Origin of the sequence: Mesorhizobium sp. M4B.F.Ca.ET.143.01.1.1 (assembly GCF_004792275.1) — a bacterium.
Classification (GTDB): Bacteria; Pseudomonadota; Alphaproteobacteria; order Rhizobiales; family Rhizobiaceae; genus Mesorhizobium; species Mesorhizobium abyssinicae.
The window spans coordinates 390,989-407,578 of sequence record NZ_SRSR01000006.1 but is presented as its reverse complement, the minus strand read 5'-3'; the positions used below and the strand labels follow the sequence as shown (position 1 = coordinate 407,578).

Genomic DNA, 16,590 nt, shown 5'->3' with positions numbered 1-16,590 from the left:
TGGGCCTTGCGGCCTTTTCGGAAAGCAGGTTTCCACCTTTCCGGATCACGCCTTGGCCAGGCATCAGCTTTCGAAAATGGTCCCGGCATTGGCCGCTTGGGCGCGGTCCCGGGCCAAGGTGGCGATCGCCGTGTCCTGCACGCCGGTGCCGGTGAGGTCGGCGATGGTGATGTCGCTGTCCGAGCGCCGTCCGTGCTTGTCGCCGGCGATGATCTGGCCGAGTTCGGTAACGTCGGCGTCGGCCGTCATCACCCCGGTCGCGATGGCATGATGCAGTTCGCCGAGCCGCTTGGTTTGCCTGGCGCTGTCGGCGACATAGAGATCGGCCATGCGCAGGATCGCCGGCGCGATCTCGTTCTTGTGCTCGGCATCCGAGCCCATGGCGGTGATGTGCTGGCCGGCCACGACGAAGCCGGCCTTGATCAGCGGTTCGGTCGACGGCGTCGTGGTGACGATGATGTCGGCGCCGGCGGCCGCCTTCGCCGCGTCCGGCTCGGCGCGCACCATGATGCCGAACTTCTCGCGCAAGCGGGCAGCGGTGGCGTCTGCCTTGGCGGCATCGCGCGCCCAGATGCGGGCTTCCCCGATCGGCCGCACCAGGCGCAGCGCCTCGAGCTGCAGCCCGGCCTGAAGGCCGGCGCCGAAGATCGCGGCGACGGCCGAGTCCGGCCGCGACAGGTGTCTGGCCGCGACCGCGCCGGCGGCGGCGGTGCGGATGTCGGTCAGATAGCCATTGTCGAGCAACAGCGCCTCGACCTGCCCGGTCTTGGCCGAGAGCAGCACCATCATGCCGCCGCCGCTGGGCAGGCCGAGCTTCGGATTGTCGAAGAAGCCGGAGCTGATCTTGACGGCGAAGCCGTCGATGCCAGGTACATAGGCGGATTTGACGTCGACCTCGCCGTGATGCTCGGGAATGTCGAGGCGCAGGATCGGCGGCATCGCCACCGGCAGCGTGGCCAGCGCGCGAAAGGCGTTCTCGACGCAGGCCACGGCATCGAGATCCAGGGCAACGATCTGGCGCAGCTCGGCCTCGGTGAGGATCATCATCCGGCTCATGCGGCACGCTCCACGGTTGATGGCGCCTCGCCGCAGACGATTCTTCTGTGCAGCGCCATGTCGATGTTGCGGCCGGACAGGATGAGCACGGCAGGCCCGGCCGTCTTGACCTTGCCGGCAAGCAGCGCGGCGATGCCGACCGCGCCGGCGCCCTCGACGATCTCGCGCTCCTCTTCATAGGCATGACGGATGCCGGCGGCGATCTCGCCCTCGGAAAGCAGGATAACATCGTCGAGCAGGTCGCGGCACATGCCAAAGGTCAGCCGGTTGTCAAGGCCGATGCCGCCGCCGAGCGAATCCGCCAGCGTCGGCAGTTCCTCCACCTCGACTGGCCGGCCGGCGTCGAGGCTCGCCTTCATCGCGGCGCCCCGCGCCATGGTGACGCCGATGACTTTAGTGTTCGGGCTGACGCCCGTGACGGCGGCGGCGACGCCCGAAGCCAGCCCGCCGCCGGACAGCGGCACCAGCACGCTTGCTGCGTCCGGCACCTGCTCGATGATCTCCAGACCGAGCGTGCCCTGGCCGGCAATGATGTCGGGGTGGTCGAAGGGCGGCAGCATGACCAAGCCCTGTTCGGCGACCAGTTTCTCGACCTCCTTCTGCGCATCATCCTGACTGTTGCCGACGATGCGGATCTCGGCGCCGAGCCGACGGATCGCGTCGAGCTTGTTGTCGGGCACCAGCCGCGACATGCAGATCACGGCGCGGATGCCGTCGAGCCGCGCCGCATGCGCCAGCGCGCGGCCGTGATTGCCGGTCGAGGCGGCGACCACGCCGCGCGTCTTATCCTCAGGGCTTAGTGAAGCGATCGCGTTCGAGGCGCCGCGCAATTTGAAGGCGCCGGTGGTCTGATGGTGTTCGAGCTTGAGGTGGACGGGGTGGCCGATGCGATCCGTAAGGCTTTGCGACTGCACGTTCGGCGTGCGCTCGACCTTGCCGGCGATGCGCTCGCGGGCGGCGCGGATGTCGGCGAGGGTGATGGCGCTCGTCATGATTGGCTCAGCGACTTCGTCATCAGCCGGCCGAACTGAGGCCGCGCCGTGTCGTCGCCACACAGCCGCAGGCAATTCCAGGCCGTGGCCTGGTTGCTGGTGACGACCGGGCGGCCGATCGCCTGCTCCATGCCGGCGACCGCGAGCGCCGAGCGCAGCGCGGTGCAGGACACGAACAGCGCATCAGCCTCGGCATCGGTTGCCTTGCCGGCCAGTTCGACGAGCGCGGCCGGCGGGATGCGCGCCATCTCACGGTCGTCCTCGAAGCCGAGGCAGGTGAAGCTCACGATCTCGAAGCCGCGCTCGGCGAAATAGGCCGCCATCGGCCGGCTGGTCTCGACCGTGTAGGGGGTGAGGATGCTGATCCGTCTCGCGCCCAGCGCCTTCAGCCCGTCGACGCCGGCCATCGGCGGCGTCACCACGGCAACGCCGGGCCTGGCGGCCCGTATCGCCGCCTCGATCTCGGCGTCGCCGATCACCACCGAGGCCGAGGTGCAGGAATAGCAGATGGCGTCGAGCGGCTCGTCCGGCAGGATGAGCGCGGCGGCGGCCTCAAGCTCAGGCTGCATCCTGCGCAGATTCTCCGGCGTGGTCGGGTTCTTGTAGGGGATGCGGGCGACATAGACGCCGATCCGCTCGCTCGCCACCATGCGGCGGAAATCCGGCTCGCTGGTGTGGTCGGTGGCAAGGATGATCAGGCCGACGCGCTTTTCCAGCGGGCGCGCATCGAGGGCCGGCCTTGTCGGCAACAGCCTGATTTCGGGCAGCGGTTGCATCAAAACTACCTTTCGATCTTGCCGTAGCGGTGTTCCAGCCAGCGCAGCAGCACGACCGAGAAAAGGCTGATGATCAGGAAGAAGGCGCCGACCAGCGTCATCGGCTCGACGTAGCGGTAATAGGTGTTGGCGACGCTCTTGGCTTGGTTCATCAGCTCCAGCACGGTGATCGCCGAGAGCAGCGGCGTCTCCTTGAACATGGCGATGAAGTAATTGGCCAGGGCCGGGATCATCGGCGGGATCGCCTGCGGCAGGATGATGTGCGTCCAGGTCTGGCCGGCGCCGAGATTGCAGGCCTTGGCGGCTTCCCACTGGCCGCGCGGCACGTTGTCGATGCCGGCGCGGTAGACCTCTGCCGTGTAGGTGCCGTAGTGCAAGCCGAGCCCGATGACGCCAGCCACCAGCGGCGGCAACAGGATGCCGAAGTCGGGCAGCACGTAGAAGATGAAATAGAGCTGCACCAGCAGCGGCGTGCCGCGGATGAATTCGGCGAGGAAGCCGACGGTGCGCGACACGGCCCGGTTCTCCGAACGCCGCGCCAGCGCGATGGCCAGGCCGACGATCGCCGCCAGCACCGAGCCGAGCAGCGTCGCCAGGATGGTGATCTTCACCCCCTGGATCAGCGTCGGCAGGATCTCCCTGACGAAATTCCAATCCCAGTCCATCAGACGCGCACTCCGTCGATGCCGCGCGCCATGCGGCGTTCCAGCGAGCGCACGCCCCAGGAGATGACCAGCGCAAGCACGAAATAGATGACCAGGATGGTGGTGAATGGCATCAGCGTGTTGCCGGTCTGCGAGCGCACCACCTGCGCCTGGAAGGTGAGATCGGCGAGCGAGATCAGCGAGACCACCGAGGTCGCCTTGAGCAGTTCGATGGCGTTGTTGCCGAAGGTCGGCAGCATGACCAGCAGCGCCTGCGGCAGGATGACATGGCGCATGCCTTGCCAGCGGCCGAGATTGAGCGCGGTGCAGGCCTCGTACTGCTCGCGGCCGATCGACTGGATGGCGCCGCGCACTACTTCCGCCGCGTAGGCGCCGACATTCAGGCCCAGCGCCAGCACGCCGGCCTGCAGCGGCGTCAGCGAAATGCCGGCAAGGGGCAGCACGAAGTAGGCCCAGAACAGCTGCACGAAGATCGAGGTGCCGCGGAAGAACTCGATATAGGCGGTGGCCAACGCGCGCACGATGAAGAAGCGCGACAGCCGCCCCATGCCGGCCAGGAAGGCCATGATCAGCGCCAGCACCGACCCCATCAGCGTCAGCTCGATGGTGACAAGCGCTCCCTGCAATATCAGGCCGAGATAGCCGGACCACTGGGTCATCTGGGTTCCAACGTTGGCGGTTAGCTTTCTTCTCCCCGTTCTACGGGGAGAAGATGCCGGCAGGCAGATGAGGGGCGGAGCCACCTTCTGATATCTTGGCGCTGCCCCTCATCCGGCCCTTCGGGCCACCTTCTCCCCGTGAACGGGGAGAAGGAAGAAAGCGCCCTACTTCGCCGCGCAGAGCTTTTCGCGCGTTGTCGACATCGCGGCGGCCGCCGAGAAGCCGTAGGGCTCGATGATCTTGGCGAACTCGCCCGACTTCTTCAGCTTGGCGAGCTCGACATCGTAGGCATCGCGCAGCGCCTCGTCGCCCTTCTTGAAGGCGGCGCCGTCGCAATAGACCGGCGCGCCCATCACCGGAGCGATGACTTCGAGATTCGGATCGTTGGCCTTCTTGACCAGGTCGTTGATCGACAGCACGGGCAGCGAATAGGCGTCGATGCGGCCGTCCTGCAGCATCTTCAGGCCGCTCTGGCCGTCCGGCACGACGATGACGCGATCGCGCGGCACGCCGGCATTGAGCGCCAGCTTCTCCTCGGTGCCGCCGCCCGGCGCGCCGATGGTGGCGGAGCTATCCTTGGCGACGTCCTCATAGCTCTTGAAACCCTTCGGATTGCCCTTCTTGACCAGCATCGCCTCGGCGTCGCACAGCACCGGCTCGGAATAGGCGACCGCCGCGCAGCGTTCCGGCTTCATGAACAGGCCGGCGGTGACGACGTCGAAGCGGCCGGCCTGCAGGCCGGGGATCATGGCGCCATATTCGGAGATCGAGGCGACGATGTCATTGACACCCAGGCGCTTGAAGATCTCGCGCGCCACGTCGGGCGCGGCGCCCGAGACCTTGCCGTCGGCGGCGACCGCCGTGTAGGGCGGCTCGTTGGCGATGGCGACGCGGGCGAAGCCCTGCCCCTTCAATTGCTCGAGCTTGGCGTCGTCGGCCGAGCGCGCGCCGGAGGCAAGCAGCATCGTGGTCACCGCGAGGCCGGCGACGCCGGCCAGAATGGCAAGTTTCTTCATTGTTCCCAACTCCTTGTTGTTATCCTGGTTTGCGTTGTTTCAGGACGACTGCGTCGCCCGTCTAGGATGGTCTCGTCGCTTCGGGCTTCGTCGCCCGCGGGACGACTTCGTGGCCCGTTAGACGCGGTGTCCGGCCGCGATGATCTTTTTCAGGAAGCCTTGCGTGCGCTCCTGCTTGGGGTGGCGGAAAATCTCGTCGGGCTTGCCTTCCTCGACGATGCGGCCGCGGTCGAAGAACAGCACGCGATCGGCGAAATCGTGGGCGAAGCCCATCTCGTGGGTGACGAGCAGCATCGTCATGTCGGTCTCGGCGGCGAGCTTGCGCATGACGTTAAGCACCTCCTCGACCAGCTCCGGGTCGAGCGCCGAGGTGACCTCGTCGAACAGCATGATCTTCGGCGACAAAGCGAGTGCCCGGGCGATCGCCACGCGCTGCTTCTGGCCGCCGGAAAGCTGCGCCGGCATCGCCTTGGCCTTGTCGGCCATGCCGACCATGTCGAGCAGTTCCATCGCCCGCTTTTCGGCTGCGGCGCGCGCCACGCCCTTGGTCAGCATCGGCGCCAGCGTCACGTTGTCCATGACGCATTTGTGCGGAAACAGATTGAACAGCTGGAAGACCATGCCGATCTTCTGGCGCATTTTCGCCAGATGGCGCTCGTCGGCGGGCAGGAGCTGGCCGTTGCGCTCCATGTGGTAGAGATGCTCGCCATCGACCTGGATGTGACCGCCGTCGATCTTCTCCAGCGTCATCAGGATGCGCAGGATCGTCGTCTTGCCGGAGCCGGACGGGCCGATCAGCGCCAGCTTCTCGCCGGGCATGACCTGCATCGACAGGCCGTCCAGCACCTTGAAGGCGCCGAAGCTTTTGGAAATGGCGTCGACCTTGATGATGGGCGCGGGCAATCAATTTCCCCGTTCTGGAGAAGCCTATGCCCTTAACGATGCGGAACGCGCTAAATCATGTCAATTAGGAAAATAATATCATGACAATATTTCCGACGCGGCACAATTTCAGGGCAATCTGAACTCCGCTTGTGCATCAGATGGCGAGCAGGAGATGCTCCGGATCGCCAAGCAGCAGCTTGGCGACAACGCTCAAGCCGGCGCGCAGTTCCGCCTCGGCGGTCGAACCCAGCGAAATGCGCACCGCGGGATGCCAGGATGCCTCGGCGATGCGGAAAGAGCTGCCGGGCGCGATCGCCACGCCGCGCAGGCGGGCCTGCGACACAAAACTCTCCTCGGCGCGGTCGCCGGGAAGCTCGAGCCACAGGTGCAGCCCGTCGCGGTGGACGCGGTAGTCGATGCCGGCCAGCACCTCCGCGGCGATGTCCTGGCGCCGCCTGAGCGCGGCGCGCTGCCAGTGGACCAGCTCCATCGCCGTGCCGTCGGTGACCCAGCGCGTGGCGATCTCGGCCACCATCGGCGTCGCCATCCAGTTCGAGACGAGGTGACGGTTGGCCACCGCCGCGACATAGCGGTCGGGCGCGGCGAGGTAGCCGATGCGCAGGCCGGGCACGGTGATCTTGGTGAAGGAGGTGACGTAGAGCGTGCGCTCCGGCGCGAAGGCGGCGACCGGCGGCGGCCGGTCCTCGACCAGCGGGCCGAGCACGTCGTTCTCGATGATGGCGATGTCGTGCTTGCGCGCCACGGCCGCGATCTCCTCGCGCCGCCTGGCATCCATCAGCGTCGCCGTCGGGTTGATCACCGAGGGCTGCACGAAGACGGCGCGGATGTCGGAGTGCCGGCAGGCCTCATCGAGCGCCTGCGGGATCAGCCCGTTCTCGTCGATCGGCAGGCCTTCGAGGTTGAAGCCGAGATAGCGGGCGAGCGGCACCAGCGTGTGGTGGCCGATGGCCTCGGTGGCGACCGTCGAGCCGGGGGGCGCCACGCTCATCAGCGCCACCGTCATGCCGGCGGTGGCGCCGTTGGTCAGGCTGATGTTCTGCGGCGAGGCGTCGAGGCCGCAAAGCCGCAGCCATTCGACCGCCACGGCGCGGTGGCGCGGAAACACCATGTTCGGGCGGAAGGACAGCGCCGAGCTCGACGGGAGGTTTTCGGCCAGCCAGCCCAGCGCCTGCCTCAGCCGCTCCAGATGCATCGGTTCGCAGACCGGCTTCAGGATCGAGAGGTCGATGACCTCGCCCAGGCGCTCGGGAATGTAAGGCGGATCCTCCTCGCGGCGCTGCGTCTGGACGAAGCTGCCGCGGCCGATCTCGCCGGAAATCAGGCCGCGCCGGATCAGTTCCTCATAGGCGCGGCTCACCGTCTGCACCGACAAATTCAGGTCCTCGGCGAGCCTGCGGTGCGTCGGCAGCCGGGCGCCATTGGCGAGCCGTCCGTCATGGATGGCGCGGGCGAACTGGTCGGCCAGCGACTGGTAGGCCGGGCGGCGAATGAGGGTGGGATCTGGCTGCCACAATGTCATGACTTATTAGAGATCGAAATCAGTGCAATTGACAATCGAAATCATGCGCCCCCATGGTGGCGGCAGCAAAAAGTGGACGCCCATGACCGCGGTGAAACTCGACCCGATCGACCTCAAGATCCTCGACGCGATCCAGCGCGACGGGCGCATCACCAAGCTGGCGCTGGCCGACAAGGTCGGCCTGTCGCCGACACCGTGCTGGATGCGGCTGCGCAAGCTGGAGAAGGCGGGCATCGTCTCGGGCTATCATGCCTCGGTCGCCATGCGAGCGGTGGCGCCGGTGGCGACCGTGCTGGTGGAGGTGACGCTGGCCAGCCACCGCCAGGCCGATTTCGACCGTTTCGAGCGCGTCATCCGCGACATTCGCGAGATCGTCGCCTGCTGGTCGGTGGGTGGCGGCGTCGACTACGTGCTGAAGGTGATGGCGCGCGACATCGACGCCTATCAGCGGCTGGTCGACAGCCTGCTCGAGCGCGAGATCGGCATCGACCGCTACTTCACCTACATCGTCACCAAGACGGTGAAGGAGGAGACGGTGCTGCCGGTGGCGGATCTGCTGCCGGGGCAAGGTTGAGTCGGTCTCGCGATCAGCTTGGAGATTGGCCGAACGTCCGCTGCTTCGCCCCAGGGTGACGAAGCGGAGGAGGCTCGGCCAGTTTTCACGGTTCGGGCTGACCGCCGGCCGTCGCGCTAGAGAGATCATCTGCGCCCAAGGGTCATTAGAGACAATCTCTCTACCTGCGGCTGCCGAAACAGCCTCTCTGTCTCGACCGCGCGGCTAGTCTCTCCGTATCGCCTCGGCACCGGGAGACCTGATCGATGTCCGCGCATCTTGCCCGCACGAACCGCCATGAAGCCCTCGACGGCCTTTCCGACCGCCGGCTGCTGCGGGCGCTCGCCTATGTCGACAGCCACTGGACGGCGAGCGAGGCGGCGGAAAGTTTCGCGGTCACCGATCCGGCGACTGGCTCAGCGATCGCCTTCGTTGCCGCGCTCGATGCAGGGCAGACCACGAAGGCGATCGATGCCGCGTCCCGCGCCTTTCCGGCGTGGCGGGCGCTGCTGCCGCAGGAGCGCTCGAAGATCTTGCGAAAATGGTTCGAGCTGATCATCGCCGCCAAGGACGATCTGGCGCTGCTGATGACGCTGGAGCAGGGCAAGCCGCTGAAGGAATCGCTGGGTGAGATCGACTACGCCGCATCCTTCGTCGAATGGTATGCCGAAGAAGCCAAACGCCTCAACGCCGAGAGCGTCAGCAGCCATCTGCCGAATGCCGAGATGACCGTGCGGCGCGAGCCGCTCGGGGTCGTCGGCGTCGTCACGCCGTGGAATTTTCCCTCGGCGATGCTGACCCGCAAGGCGGCGGCGGCGCTTGCCGCCGGCTGCACCATCGTCGCGCATCCATCCTCGGAAACGCCGCTCTCGGCGCTGGCGCTGGCCGAGCTCGGCGAGCGCGCCGGGCTTCCCACCGGCGTGTTCAACGTCGTCACCGGCGAGGCGCGCAAAATCGTCGGCGCGATGTGCGCGGATGCCCGCGTCCGCGCCATGAGCTTCACCGGCTCGACCGAAGTCGGCCGGCTGATCGCGGCGCAGAGCGCGCCGACGATGAAGCGGCTGGTGATGGAGCTCGGCGGCCATGCGCCGCTGATCGTGTTCGACGATGCCGACATCGACAGGGCTGTGACGATTGCGCTCGACGCCAAATTCGCCACCTCAGGCCAGGATTGCCTCGCCGCCAACCGCATCTATGTGCAGCGGCCGATCTACGAGCGGTTCTGCGCCGCCTTTGCCCGCCGCATCGAGGCGCTGAAAACCGGCAATGGGCTTTCCGGCGATGCCGACATCGGGCCGCTGATGCACGAGCGCGCCGTCCAGAAGGTGGAGGAGCAGGTCGCCGACGCGCTCGCCCGCGGCGCGCGCTGCCTGGGCGGCGGCGGGCGCCATGCCGCCGGGCCGCTGTTCTATCAGCCGACGCTGCTCGTCGATGTGCCCGACGAAGCGCTGATCATGCGCGAGGAGACGTTTGGCCCGGTCGCGGCGGTGACGCCCTTCGACGACGAGGCGGAGGTTGTCGCCCGCGCCAACGCCACCGAATACGGCCTGGTCGCCTATGTCGTGACCGAAAATGGCGCCCGGCAGGCGCGCATGGGCCGCGCGCTGGACTACGGCATGGTCGCCATCAACCGGGTGAAGATCACCGGCGCGCCAATCCCGTTCGGCGGCGTCAAGCAATCCGGGATCGGCCGCGAAGGTTCGCGCCACGGGCTCGAAGCCTTTACGGACCTCAAATATCTTTGCCTGGACGTGGCGTAAGGCGCGTCGATATTCAGGTGATGCCGGCCTGCAAATGGCGGCTTCCTGCGCTTCCGGTGCTCACGTACCAAAGGTACGCTCCGCTCCGGTTCTCGGAATCCACCATTTTCGACTCGGCCTGACCTGAATCTCGACGCACCTTGGGCCGCGCAAGGCGATCTTTCTCAAGGAGTCAAAAAATGCTTGAACAGTCCAACGAACTTGCCGCCTGGGATCGCGACCACTTCTTCCATCCCTCGACGCATATGGGCACCCACGCGCGGGGCGAGTCGCCGGCGCGCGTCATGGCCGGCGGTGAGGGCGTCACCGTCTGGGACAATACCGGCAGGAAGAGCATCGACGCCTTCGCCGGCCTCTATTGCGTCAATGTCGGTTACGGCCGCCAGAAGATATCGGATGCGATCGCCGAGCAGGCGAAGAACCTCGCCTATTACCACGCCTATGTCGGGCACGGCACCGAGGCCTCGATCACGCTCGCCAAGATGATCGTCGACCGTGCGCCCGAGGGCATGTCGAGGGTCTACTTCGGGCTCTCCGGCTCGGACGCCAACGAGACCAACATCAAGCTGATCTGGTATTACAACAACGTGCTCGGCCGGCCGGAGAAGAAGAAGATCATCTCGCGCTGGCGCGGCTATCACGGCTCCGGCGTGATGACGGGCTCACTGACCGGGCTCGACCTGTTCCACAATGCCTTCGACCTGCCGCGCGCGCCGATCCTGCACACCGAGGCACCCTATTATTTCCGCCGCGCCGACCGCGCGCAGAGCGAGGAGCAGTTCTCGCAACATTGCGCCGACAGGCTGGAAGAGATGATCCTCGCCGAAGGGCCGGACTCGGTCGCCGCCTTCATCGGCGAGCCGATCCTGGGCACCGGCGGCATCGTGCCGCCGCCGGCCGGCTATTGGGAAAAAATCCAAGGTGTGCTGAGGAAGTACGATGTGCTGCTGGTCGCCGACGAGGTGGTGACCGGCTTCGGCCGTCTCGGCACCATGTTCGGCTCCGACCATTACGGCATCAAGCCGGACCTGATCACCATCGCCAAGGGGCTGACCTCGGCCTATGCGCCGCTTTCCGGCGTCATCGTCTCCGACAAGGTCTGGCAGGTGCTGGTCAAGGGCGCCGACAAGCTCGGCTCGCTCGGCCATGGCTGGACCTATTCGGCGCATCCGATCTGCGTTGCCGCGGGTGTGGCCAACCTTGAACTGATCGACGAGATGGACCTGGTCACGAACGCCGGCGAGACCGGCGCCTATTTCCGCGCCGAGCTGGCCAGGGCCGTCGGCGGCCACAGACATGTCGGCGAGGTGCGCGGTGACGGCATGCTGGCGGCGGTCGAGTTCGTCAAGGATCGCGACGACCGCGTGTTCTTCGATCCGGCGCTGAAGGTGGGGCCGCAGATAGCCACGGCGCTCGCGGCCAGCGGCGTCCTCGGCCGCGCCATGCCGCAGGGCGACATCCTCGGCTTCGCACCGCCGCTCTGCCTGACGCGCGAGGAAGCCGACACGGTGGTGGCGAAGACGGCCGACGCGGTGAACAGCGTGTTCGCCGGACTCTAATTTGACCGTCGCCGCCGCCCCTCATCCGCCTGCCGGCACCTTCTCCCCGTATAGTGACGGGGAGGGGGGAGAAGCTTCGACGCTGGAGCCCCCTCTCCCCGTCCTTCACGGGGAGAGGGTAGGGTGAGGGGCAGCGCCAACCTATATTGAGTTGGAGCCAACATTCATGACATCCCATCTCCCCATTCCAGCCACCATGGCCGCCGTGCAGCTCACCGGCCATGGCGGTCCGGAAAAGCTCGTCTACCGCACCGATGTGAAGGTGCCCGCGCCGGCCGCCGGCGAAGTGCTGGTCAAGGTCAGCGCCTGCGGCATGAACAACACCGATGTCTGGGTGCGCCAGGGCGCCTATGGCACGGAAGAGGACGCGGCGGCGGTGTCGACCTGGCGCCGGCAAGGCAACACGCTTGTCTTCCCGCGCATCCAGGGCACCGACACGGTGGGAACGATCGCCGCCGTCGGCGACGGCGTGTCTGCCGACCGCATCGGCGAGCGGGTGATGGTCGACTTTTCCATCTACAACCGCGACGACGATTCGCTGGCCGACATCGACTATATGGGCCACGGCCGCGATGGCGGGTACGCCGAGTATCAGACCCTGCCGGCCGAGAACGCGCATGTCGTCGACACCGATATGAGCGACGTCGAGCTCGCCACCTTCTGCTGCGCCTATCTCACCGGCGAGCAGATGCTGGAGCGCGCGGCTTTGAAGGCCGGGGAGCGGGTGCTGGTCACCGGCGCTTCGGGCGGCGTCGGCTCGGGCATCGTGCAGCTGGCGCGGGCGCGCGGCGCCATCCCCTATGCCATTGTCGGCAAGGGCAAGGAGCAAGCGGTGCTCGATATCGGCGCCGAGAGGGTGATTACGCGCGGCGTCGCGGATCTGCCGGCCGCCGTCACCGAGGCGACCGGCGGGCAACCCATCGATGTCGTCGCCGACCTGGTCGGCGGCGCGATCTTCAACGATTTGCTGCGCATTCTTCGGCCGGAAGGGCGCTACACGACGGCGGGCGCCATCGCCGGGCCGGTGGTGCAGCTCGACCTCCGGACGATGTACCTCAAGCAGTTGCAGCTCAACGGCTCCAGCCAGGGCACGCGGGCGGACTTCCGCCGCATCGTGCGCTACATCGAGGACAGGAAGATCAAGCCGCTGGTCGGCGGTGTCTACAGGCTGTCGGACTTCCACCGCGCCCAAGCCGATTTCATCGCCAAGGATTTCGTCGGCAAGCTGGTGGTGGTGCCGGACGCGATGTGGGCTCGCTGAGCGCGAGCCGCCCGTCGCCCGACCGCTTGCCGGCGCATAGGCGCGCCCTAGATGCCGCCCCTAGCTACGGGGGCGGCCGGCAAGAGATGCCTCAAGCCTCCATGCTGATATTGACATCGGTCAAAGTTGCACACTAAACCTTGCTGCGTAATCGGTTACGTAACCGATTACGGATCAATCAAGTGGAGGAAAGCATGAGCAAGGATCCAAACGCGTCCGGTCTCGATCTAGGCCAGTTCTCGCGCCGTCAGTTCCTCAAGACCAGCGCATTGGCGGCCGGCGCCCTGGCGCTGCCGTTCGGGCGGGCGCTCGCCGCCGACAAGCCGAAGGTCGGCCTGGTCATGAAGTCGCTCGCCAACGAGTTCTTCAAGCAGATGCAGGCCGGCGCCGAAGAGTACGCGGCCAAGAACAAGGACAAGTTCGATTTCGCCGCCGTCGGCATGAAGGACGAGCGCGACTTTGCCGCGCAGGTCGACGCCATCGAGAACTTCATCACCCAGAACTTCAACGTCATCGTGGTCGCGCCGGCCGATTCGAAGGCCATGGTGACGCCGATCGCCAAGGCGCTGAAGGCTGGCATCAAGGTCATCAACATCGACGTCTCGCTCGATACCGAGGCCAAGAAGAAGGCCGGCATCGACCTCGCCTTCTTCGGTCCGGACAACCGCGCCGGCGCCAAGCTCGCCGGCGATGCGCTCGGCAAGGCGCTGGGCAAAGGCGGCAAGGTCGTCATCCTCGAGGGCAATCCCGAGGCCGACAACGCCAAGGAACGCAAGCTCGGCTTCGACGATGCGGTGAAGGAACACGGCCTCGACCTGCTCGATTCGAAGACCGCGCATTGGGAGACCGAGGAAGCCAACACGCTGATGACCAACTTCATGACCCAGCACCCCGACATCCAGGGCGTGATGGCGGCCAATGATTCGATGGCGCTCGGCGTCGTCAAGGCGATCGACGCGGCCGGCAAGTCCGGCCAGATCAAGGTGGTCGGCTTCGACAACATCCCGGCGGTCGGGCCGCTGCTGAAGGAAGGCAAGATGCTGGCCACCGTCGAGCAGTATGGCGCGCAGATGGCCGCCCTCGGCATCGACTACGGCCTGCGCGAGCTCGCCGGCGAGAAGTTCTCCGGCTGGGTCAAGACCGACATCAAGCTGGTCACCGGCTGAGGCGGGCGAAGAGGCACCGGGCATTTAATGGCTGGTGCCATCGCTGCGCTTACCTCATCATCGCCGCCGGCAATTCCGGCGGCGGTGACGGCGCGCCGACGCCGCCTTGGCGGCCGAACGGCGCAATCCAGGATTTTGCTGCATGGATGACGCGATTCTTTCCCTTCAAGGGGTCGGGAAGATCTTTCCCGGCGCCGTCGCGTTGAGCGACGTCTCGCTGTCGATCGCGCGCGGCGAAACCCATATCGTGCTCGGCGAGAACGGCGCCGGCAAGTCGACGCTGATCAAGCTGCTCGCCGGCATCCACCAGCCGGACAGCGGCGCGATCGCCTTCAACGGCCAGCCCTACCAGCCCAAGACGCCGCATGACGCGCATCAGACCGGCATCCGCATCGTGCATCAGGAGCTAAACCTGCTCCCCTATCTCAGCATCGCCGAGAATCTGATGCTGGAAAGCCTGCCGCGCCGCCGTTTCGGCATCGTCGACGGCAAGGCGCTCAACCGGCGCGCCCTGGCGCTGCTGAAGGAGGTCGGGCTCGACATCGATCCGCGGACGCGCGTCGAGGCGCTCGGCGTTGCCCAGATGCAGCTGGTCGAGATCGCCAAGGCGCTGAGCTACGACAGCAAGCTTCTGGTGCTCGACGAGCCGACGGCGACGCTGACGCCGCCCGAGATCGAGCGCCTGTTCGCCATCATCAAGCGGCTGAAGGCCAAAGGCGTCACCATCATCTACATCTCGCACCGCCTGCACGAGGTGTTCGAGATCGGCGACCGGGTGACGGTCCTGCGCAACGGCAGGCTGGTCGCCACCCGCGACCTGCACGGCCTCACCGTGCCCGACCTGGTGCGCATGATGATCGGCCGCGACATCGCCGACGAATACGGTTTCGACACTTCGATCGTGCCGGGCGAGGTCGCGCTCAGCGTGGCGAACCTGAAGCGCGACGCCACGACACCGGCGATTTCCTTCGATGTGCGGCATGGCGAGATCCTCGGCGTCGCCGGGCTGGTCGGCAGCGGCCGGACGGAAGCCATGCGCGCCCTGTTCGGGGCCGATCCGAAACTCGATGGCGTCGTCGCCATTGACGGCAGGCCGGTGGCGATCACGGCGCCCAAGGACGCGGTCCGGCATGGCTTGAGCCTGCTGACCGAGGACCGCAAGGGGCAGGGCCTGCTGCTCGACCTGCCGGTGGACAAGAACATCACCATCACCGATCTCGGCAAGGTCTCGCGCCACGGGCTGGTCAACCGCAAGGCGGAGGCGGTGGCGGCGACCGACCTGGTCGGCCAGCTGCGCGTCAAGGCAAGCTCGATCGAGCAGGCGGTGCGCAACCTGTCCGGCGGCAACCAGCAGAAGGTGGTGTTGGCCAAATGGCTGTTCCGCGGCACCTCGACGCTGATCCTCGACGAGCCGACACGCGGCGTCGACATCGGCGCGCGGCGCGAGATCTACCAGCTCTTGTGGATGCTGGCGGCGGCTAAGAAGGGCATCATCATGGTGTCGTCCGACCTGCCCGAGCTGATGGGCATGTGCCACCGCATCGTCGTCTTTTCAAAAAACAGAATTGTCGGCGAGGTGCCGCGCGCCGAATTCGACCAGGAGCGCATCCTGTCGCTCGCCTATCAGGAGTATGTGCGACCATGAGCGAGACGTCCGAAGCAACCGTGTCGGCGCCTGTTTCCCCCGGCCGGGCGAAATTCCTGCGCTTCCTCATCCGCGATGCCGGCGTGCTCCTGGCGCTGGTGCTGATCACCGTGTTCTTCTCGGCCAGCGCGCCCTATTTCGCGACGCCCGGCAACGCGCTGAAGATCTTCGTGCAGATCGCCATCAACACGGTGCTGGCGGCCGGCATGACCTTCGTCATCCTCACCGGCGGCATCGACCTGTCGGTCGGCTCGGTGCTGGCGCTGTGCACGGTGGTGGGCGCCACCATCATGATCAACGAGAGCCTGTCGCCGGCGGTGGCGATCACGCTGGCGCTGCTGGCCTGCATGGCGACGGGTGCCGCCTGCGGACTGCTCAACGGCTGGATCTCGACGCGCTGGAAGATCCCCTCCTTCATCGTCACGCTCGGCATGCTCAACATGGCCGCAGGCGCGGCGCGCGTGGTCAGCGACAATTCGACCATCACCGGCCTGCCGCAGAGCTTCGTCGATTTCGGCAATCTGATCATCGGCGGCTTCCTGCCCTCGATCTTCCTGGTCGCGGTGCTGGTGATCGCGGTCGGCTGGTTCGTGCTGCGCTTCACCGTCTTCGGCCGCATGATCTTCGCCGTCGGCACCAATGACGAGGCGGTGCGGCTCTCGGGCCACAATCCGGATTTCTACAAGGTCGCGGCCTTCACCATCAGCGGCCTGACCGCCGGCATCGCGGCCATGGTCTATCTGCTGCGCCTCAACATCGGCAGCCCGATCGCCGGCGTCGGCTACGAGCTCAACGCGATCGCCGCGGTCATCATCGGCGGCACCAGCCTCAGCGGCGGCAAGGGCTCGATCATCGGCACGCTGGTCGGCGCCTGCATTTTGCAGGTGCTGAGCACCGGCCTGCAGCTTCTGGGCGTCGGCGACAATTTCAAGCCGATCGTGATTGGGCTTGTCATCGTGCTCGCCGTCATCCTAGACGCATATAGGGAGAGGCTGTTGCGCAAGATACGCTAGGCTTTCCGTCCGGATTTGCGTGGGAAATGTAGGAGCGCTGGGA

At 66.3% G+C, this 16,590-nt stretch carries 15 protein-coding genes; 7 read left to right on the top strand and 8 right to left on the bottom strand.

Translation table 11 applies throughout. The annotated features are described in order from the left end of the window. Nucleotides 1-63: 63 nt before the first annotated feature. The 8 genes from EN786_RS17995 to EN786_RS17960 form a co-directional block, all read right to left on the bottom strand. Nucleotides 64-1,056: a cyclodeaminase gene (locus tag EN786_RS17995; protein WP_127309139.1), complete on the bottom strand. Its 993-nt coding sequence runs from the start codon at nt 1,054-1,056 to the stop codon at nt 64-66. Next, nucleotides 1,053-2,048, bottom strand: coding sequence for a hydroxyectoine utilization dehydratase EutB (gene eutB / locus EN786_RS17990; protein ID WP_189340251.1), 996 nt, complete (start codon nt 2,046-2,048; stop codon nt 1,053-1,055). Before eutB ends, EN786_RS17995 begins: the two co-directional genes overlap by 4 nt. After that, nucleotides 2,045-2,824 carry an ectoine utilization protein EutA gene (gene eutA / locus EN786_RS17985; protein ID WP_127309140.1) on the bottom strand — a complete coding sequence of 260 codons (780 nt, stop codon included), beginning with the start codon at nt 2,822-2,824 and terminating at the stop codon, nt 2,045-2,047. Before eutA ends, eutB begins: the two co-directional genes overlap by 4 nt. Nucleotides 2,825-2,829: 5 nt before the next feature. Further along, nucleotides 2,830-3,489, bottom strand: a complete 660-nt coding sequence (gene ehuD, locus EN786_RS17980) for an ectoine/hydroxyectoine ABC transporter permease subunit EhuD (RefSeq protein WP_127286487.1) — start codon at nt 3,487-3,489, stop codon at nt 2,830-2,832. Next, a complete protein-coding gene (ehuC, locus tag EN786_RS17975) occupies nt 3,489-4,148 on the bottom strand; it encodes an ectoine/hydroxyectoine ABC transporter permease subunit EhuC (protein ID WP_127309141.1) in 660 nt (219 codons plus the stop codon). The genes ehuD and ehuC overlap by 1 nt, the downstream gene beginning before the upstream one ends. 165 nt (nt 4,149-4,313) lie before the next feature. After that, nucleotides 4,314-5,165 (bottom strand): ectoine/hydroxyectoine ABC transporter substrate-binding protein EhuB, encoded by an 852-nt coding sequence (gene ehuB, locus EN786_RS17970; protein WP_127309142.1) that lies wholly within the window; start codon nt 5,163-5,165, stop codon nt 4,314-4,316. 117 nt (nt 5,166-5,282) lie between these two features. Further along, nucleotides 5,283-6,068 (bottom strand): ectoine/hydroxyectoine ABC transporter ATP-binding protein EhuA, encoded by a 786-nt coding sequence (gene ehuA / locus EN786_RS17965; RefSeq protein ID WP_127286484.1) that lies wholly within the window; start codon nt 6,066-6,068, stop codon nt 5,283-5,285. 136 nt (nt 6,069-6,204) lie between these two features. After that, a complete protein-coding gene (locus EN786_RS17960) occupies nt 6,205-7,590 on the bottom strand; it encodes a PLP-dependent aminotransferase family protein (protein WP_127309143.1) in 1,386 nt (461 codons plus the stop codon). A gap of 82 nt (nt 7,591-7,672) precedes the next feature. On the opposite strand from EN786_RS17960, the gene EN786_RS17955 reads away from it, so the two are divergent. The 7 genes from EN786_RS17955 (at nt 7,673) to EN786_RS17925 (ending at nt 16,547) form a co-directional block, all read left to right on the top strand. Continuing rightward, the gene (locus EN786_RS17955; protein ID WP_127309144.1) at nt 7,673-8,164 is read left to right on the top strand and encodes an Lrp/AsnC family transcriptional regulator; all 492 of its coding nucleotides are present in this window, start codon (nt 7,673-7,675) and stop codon (nt 8,162-8,164) included. Between the two features lie 245 nt (nt 8,165-8,409). Beyond that, the gene (locus EN786_RS17950; RefSeq protein ID WP_127284797.1) at nt 8,410-9,903 is read left to right on the top strand and encodes an NAD-dependent succinate-semialdehyde dehydrogenase; all 1,494 of its coding nucleotides are present in this window, start codon (nt 8,410-8,412) and stop codon (nt 9,901-9,903) included. Nucleotides 9,904-10,082: 179 nt separating this feature from the next. Continuing rightward, entirely contained in the window at nt 10,083-11,462 is a 1,380-nt protein-coding gene (locus tag EN786_RS17945; protein ID WP_127309145.1) for an aspartate aminotransferase family protein, read from the top strand. A gap of 166 nt (nt 11,463-11,628) precedes the next feature. Next, complete coding sequence (locus EN786_RS17940) at nt 11,629-12,723, top strand: alcohol dehydrogenase family protein (RefSeq protein WP_127309146.1); 1,095 nt, start codon at nt 11,629-11,631, stop codon at nt 12,721-12,723. A 194-nt stretch (nt 12,724-12,917) separates the two neighbouring features. Further along, the gene (locus tag EN786_RS17935) at nt 12,918-13,889 is read left to right on the top strand and encodes a sugar ABC transporter substrate-binding protein (protein ID WP_127284794.1); all 972 of its coding nucleotides are present in this window, start codon (nt 12,918-12,920) and stop codon (nt 13,887-13,889) included. Nucleotides 13,890-14,031: 142 nt separating this feature from the next. Then, the gene (locus tag EN786_RS17930; protein WP_127284793.1) at nt 14,032-15,534 is read left to right on the top strand and encodes a sugar ABC transporter ATP-binding protein; all 1,503 of its coding nucleotides are present in this window, start codon (nt 14,032-14,034) and stop codon (nt 15,532-15,534) included. Then, nucleotides 15,531-16,547: an ABC transporter permease gene (locus EN786_RS17925; protein WP_127284792.1), complete on the top strand. Its 1,017-nt coding sequence runs from the start codon at nt 15,531-15,533 to the stop codon at nt 16,545-16,547. Before EN786_RS17930 ends, EN786_RS17925 begins: the two co-directional genes overlap by 4 nt. The last annotated feature ends 43 nt before the right edge of the window (nt 16,548-16,590 follow it).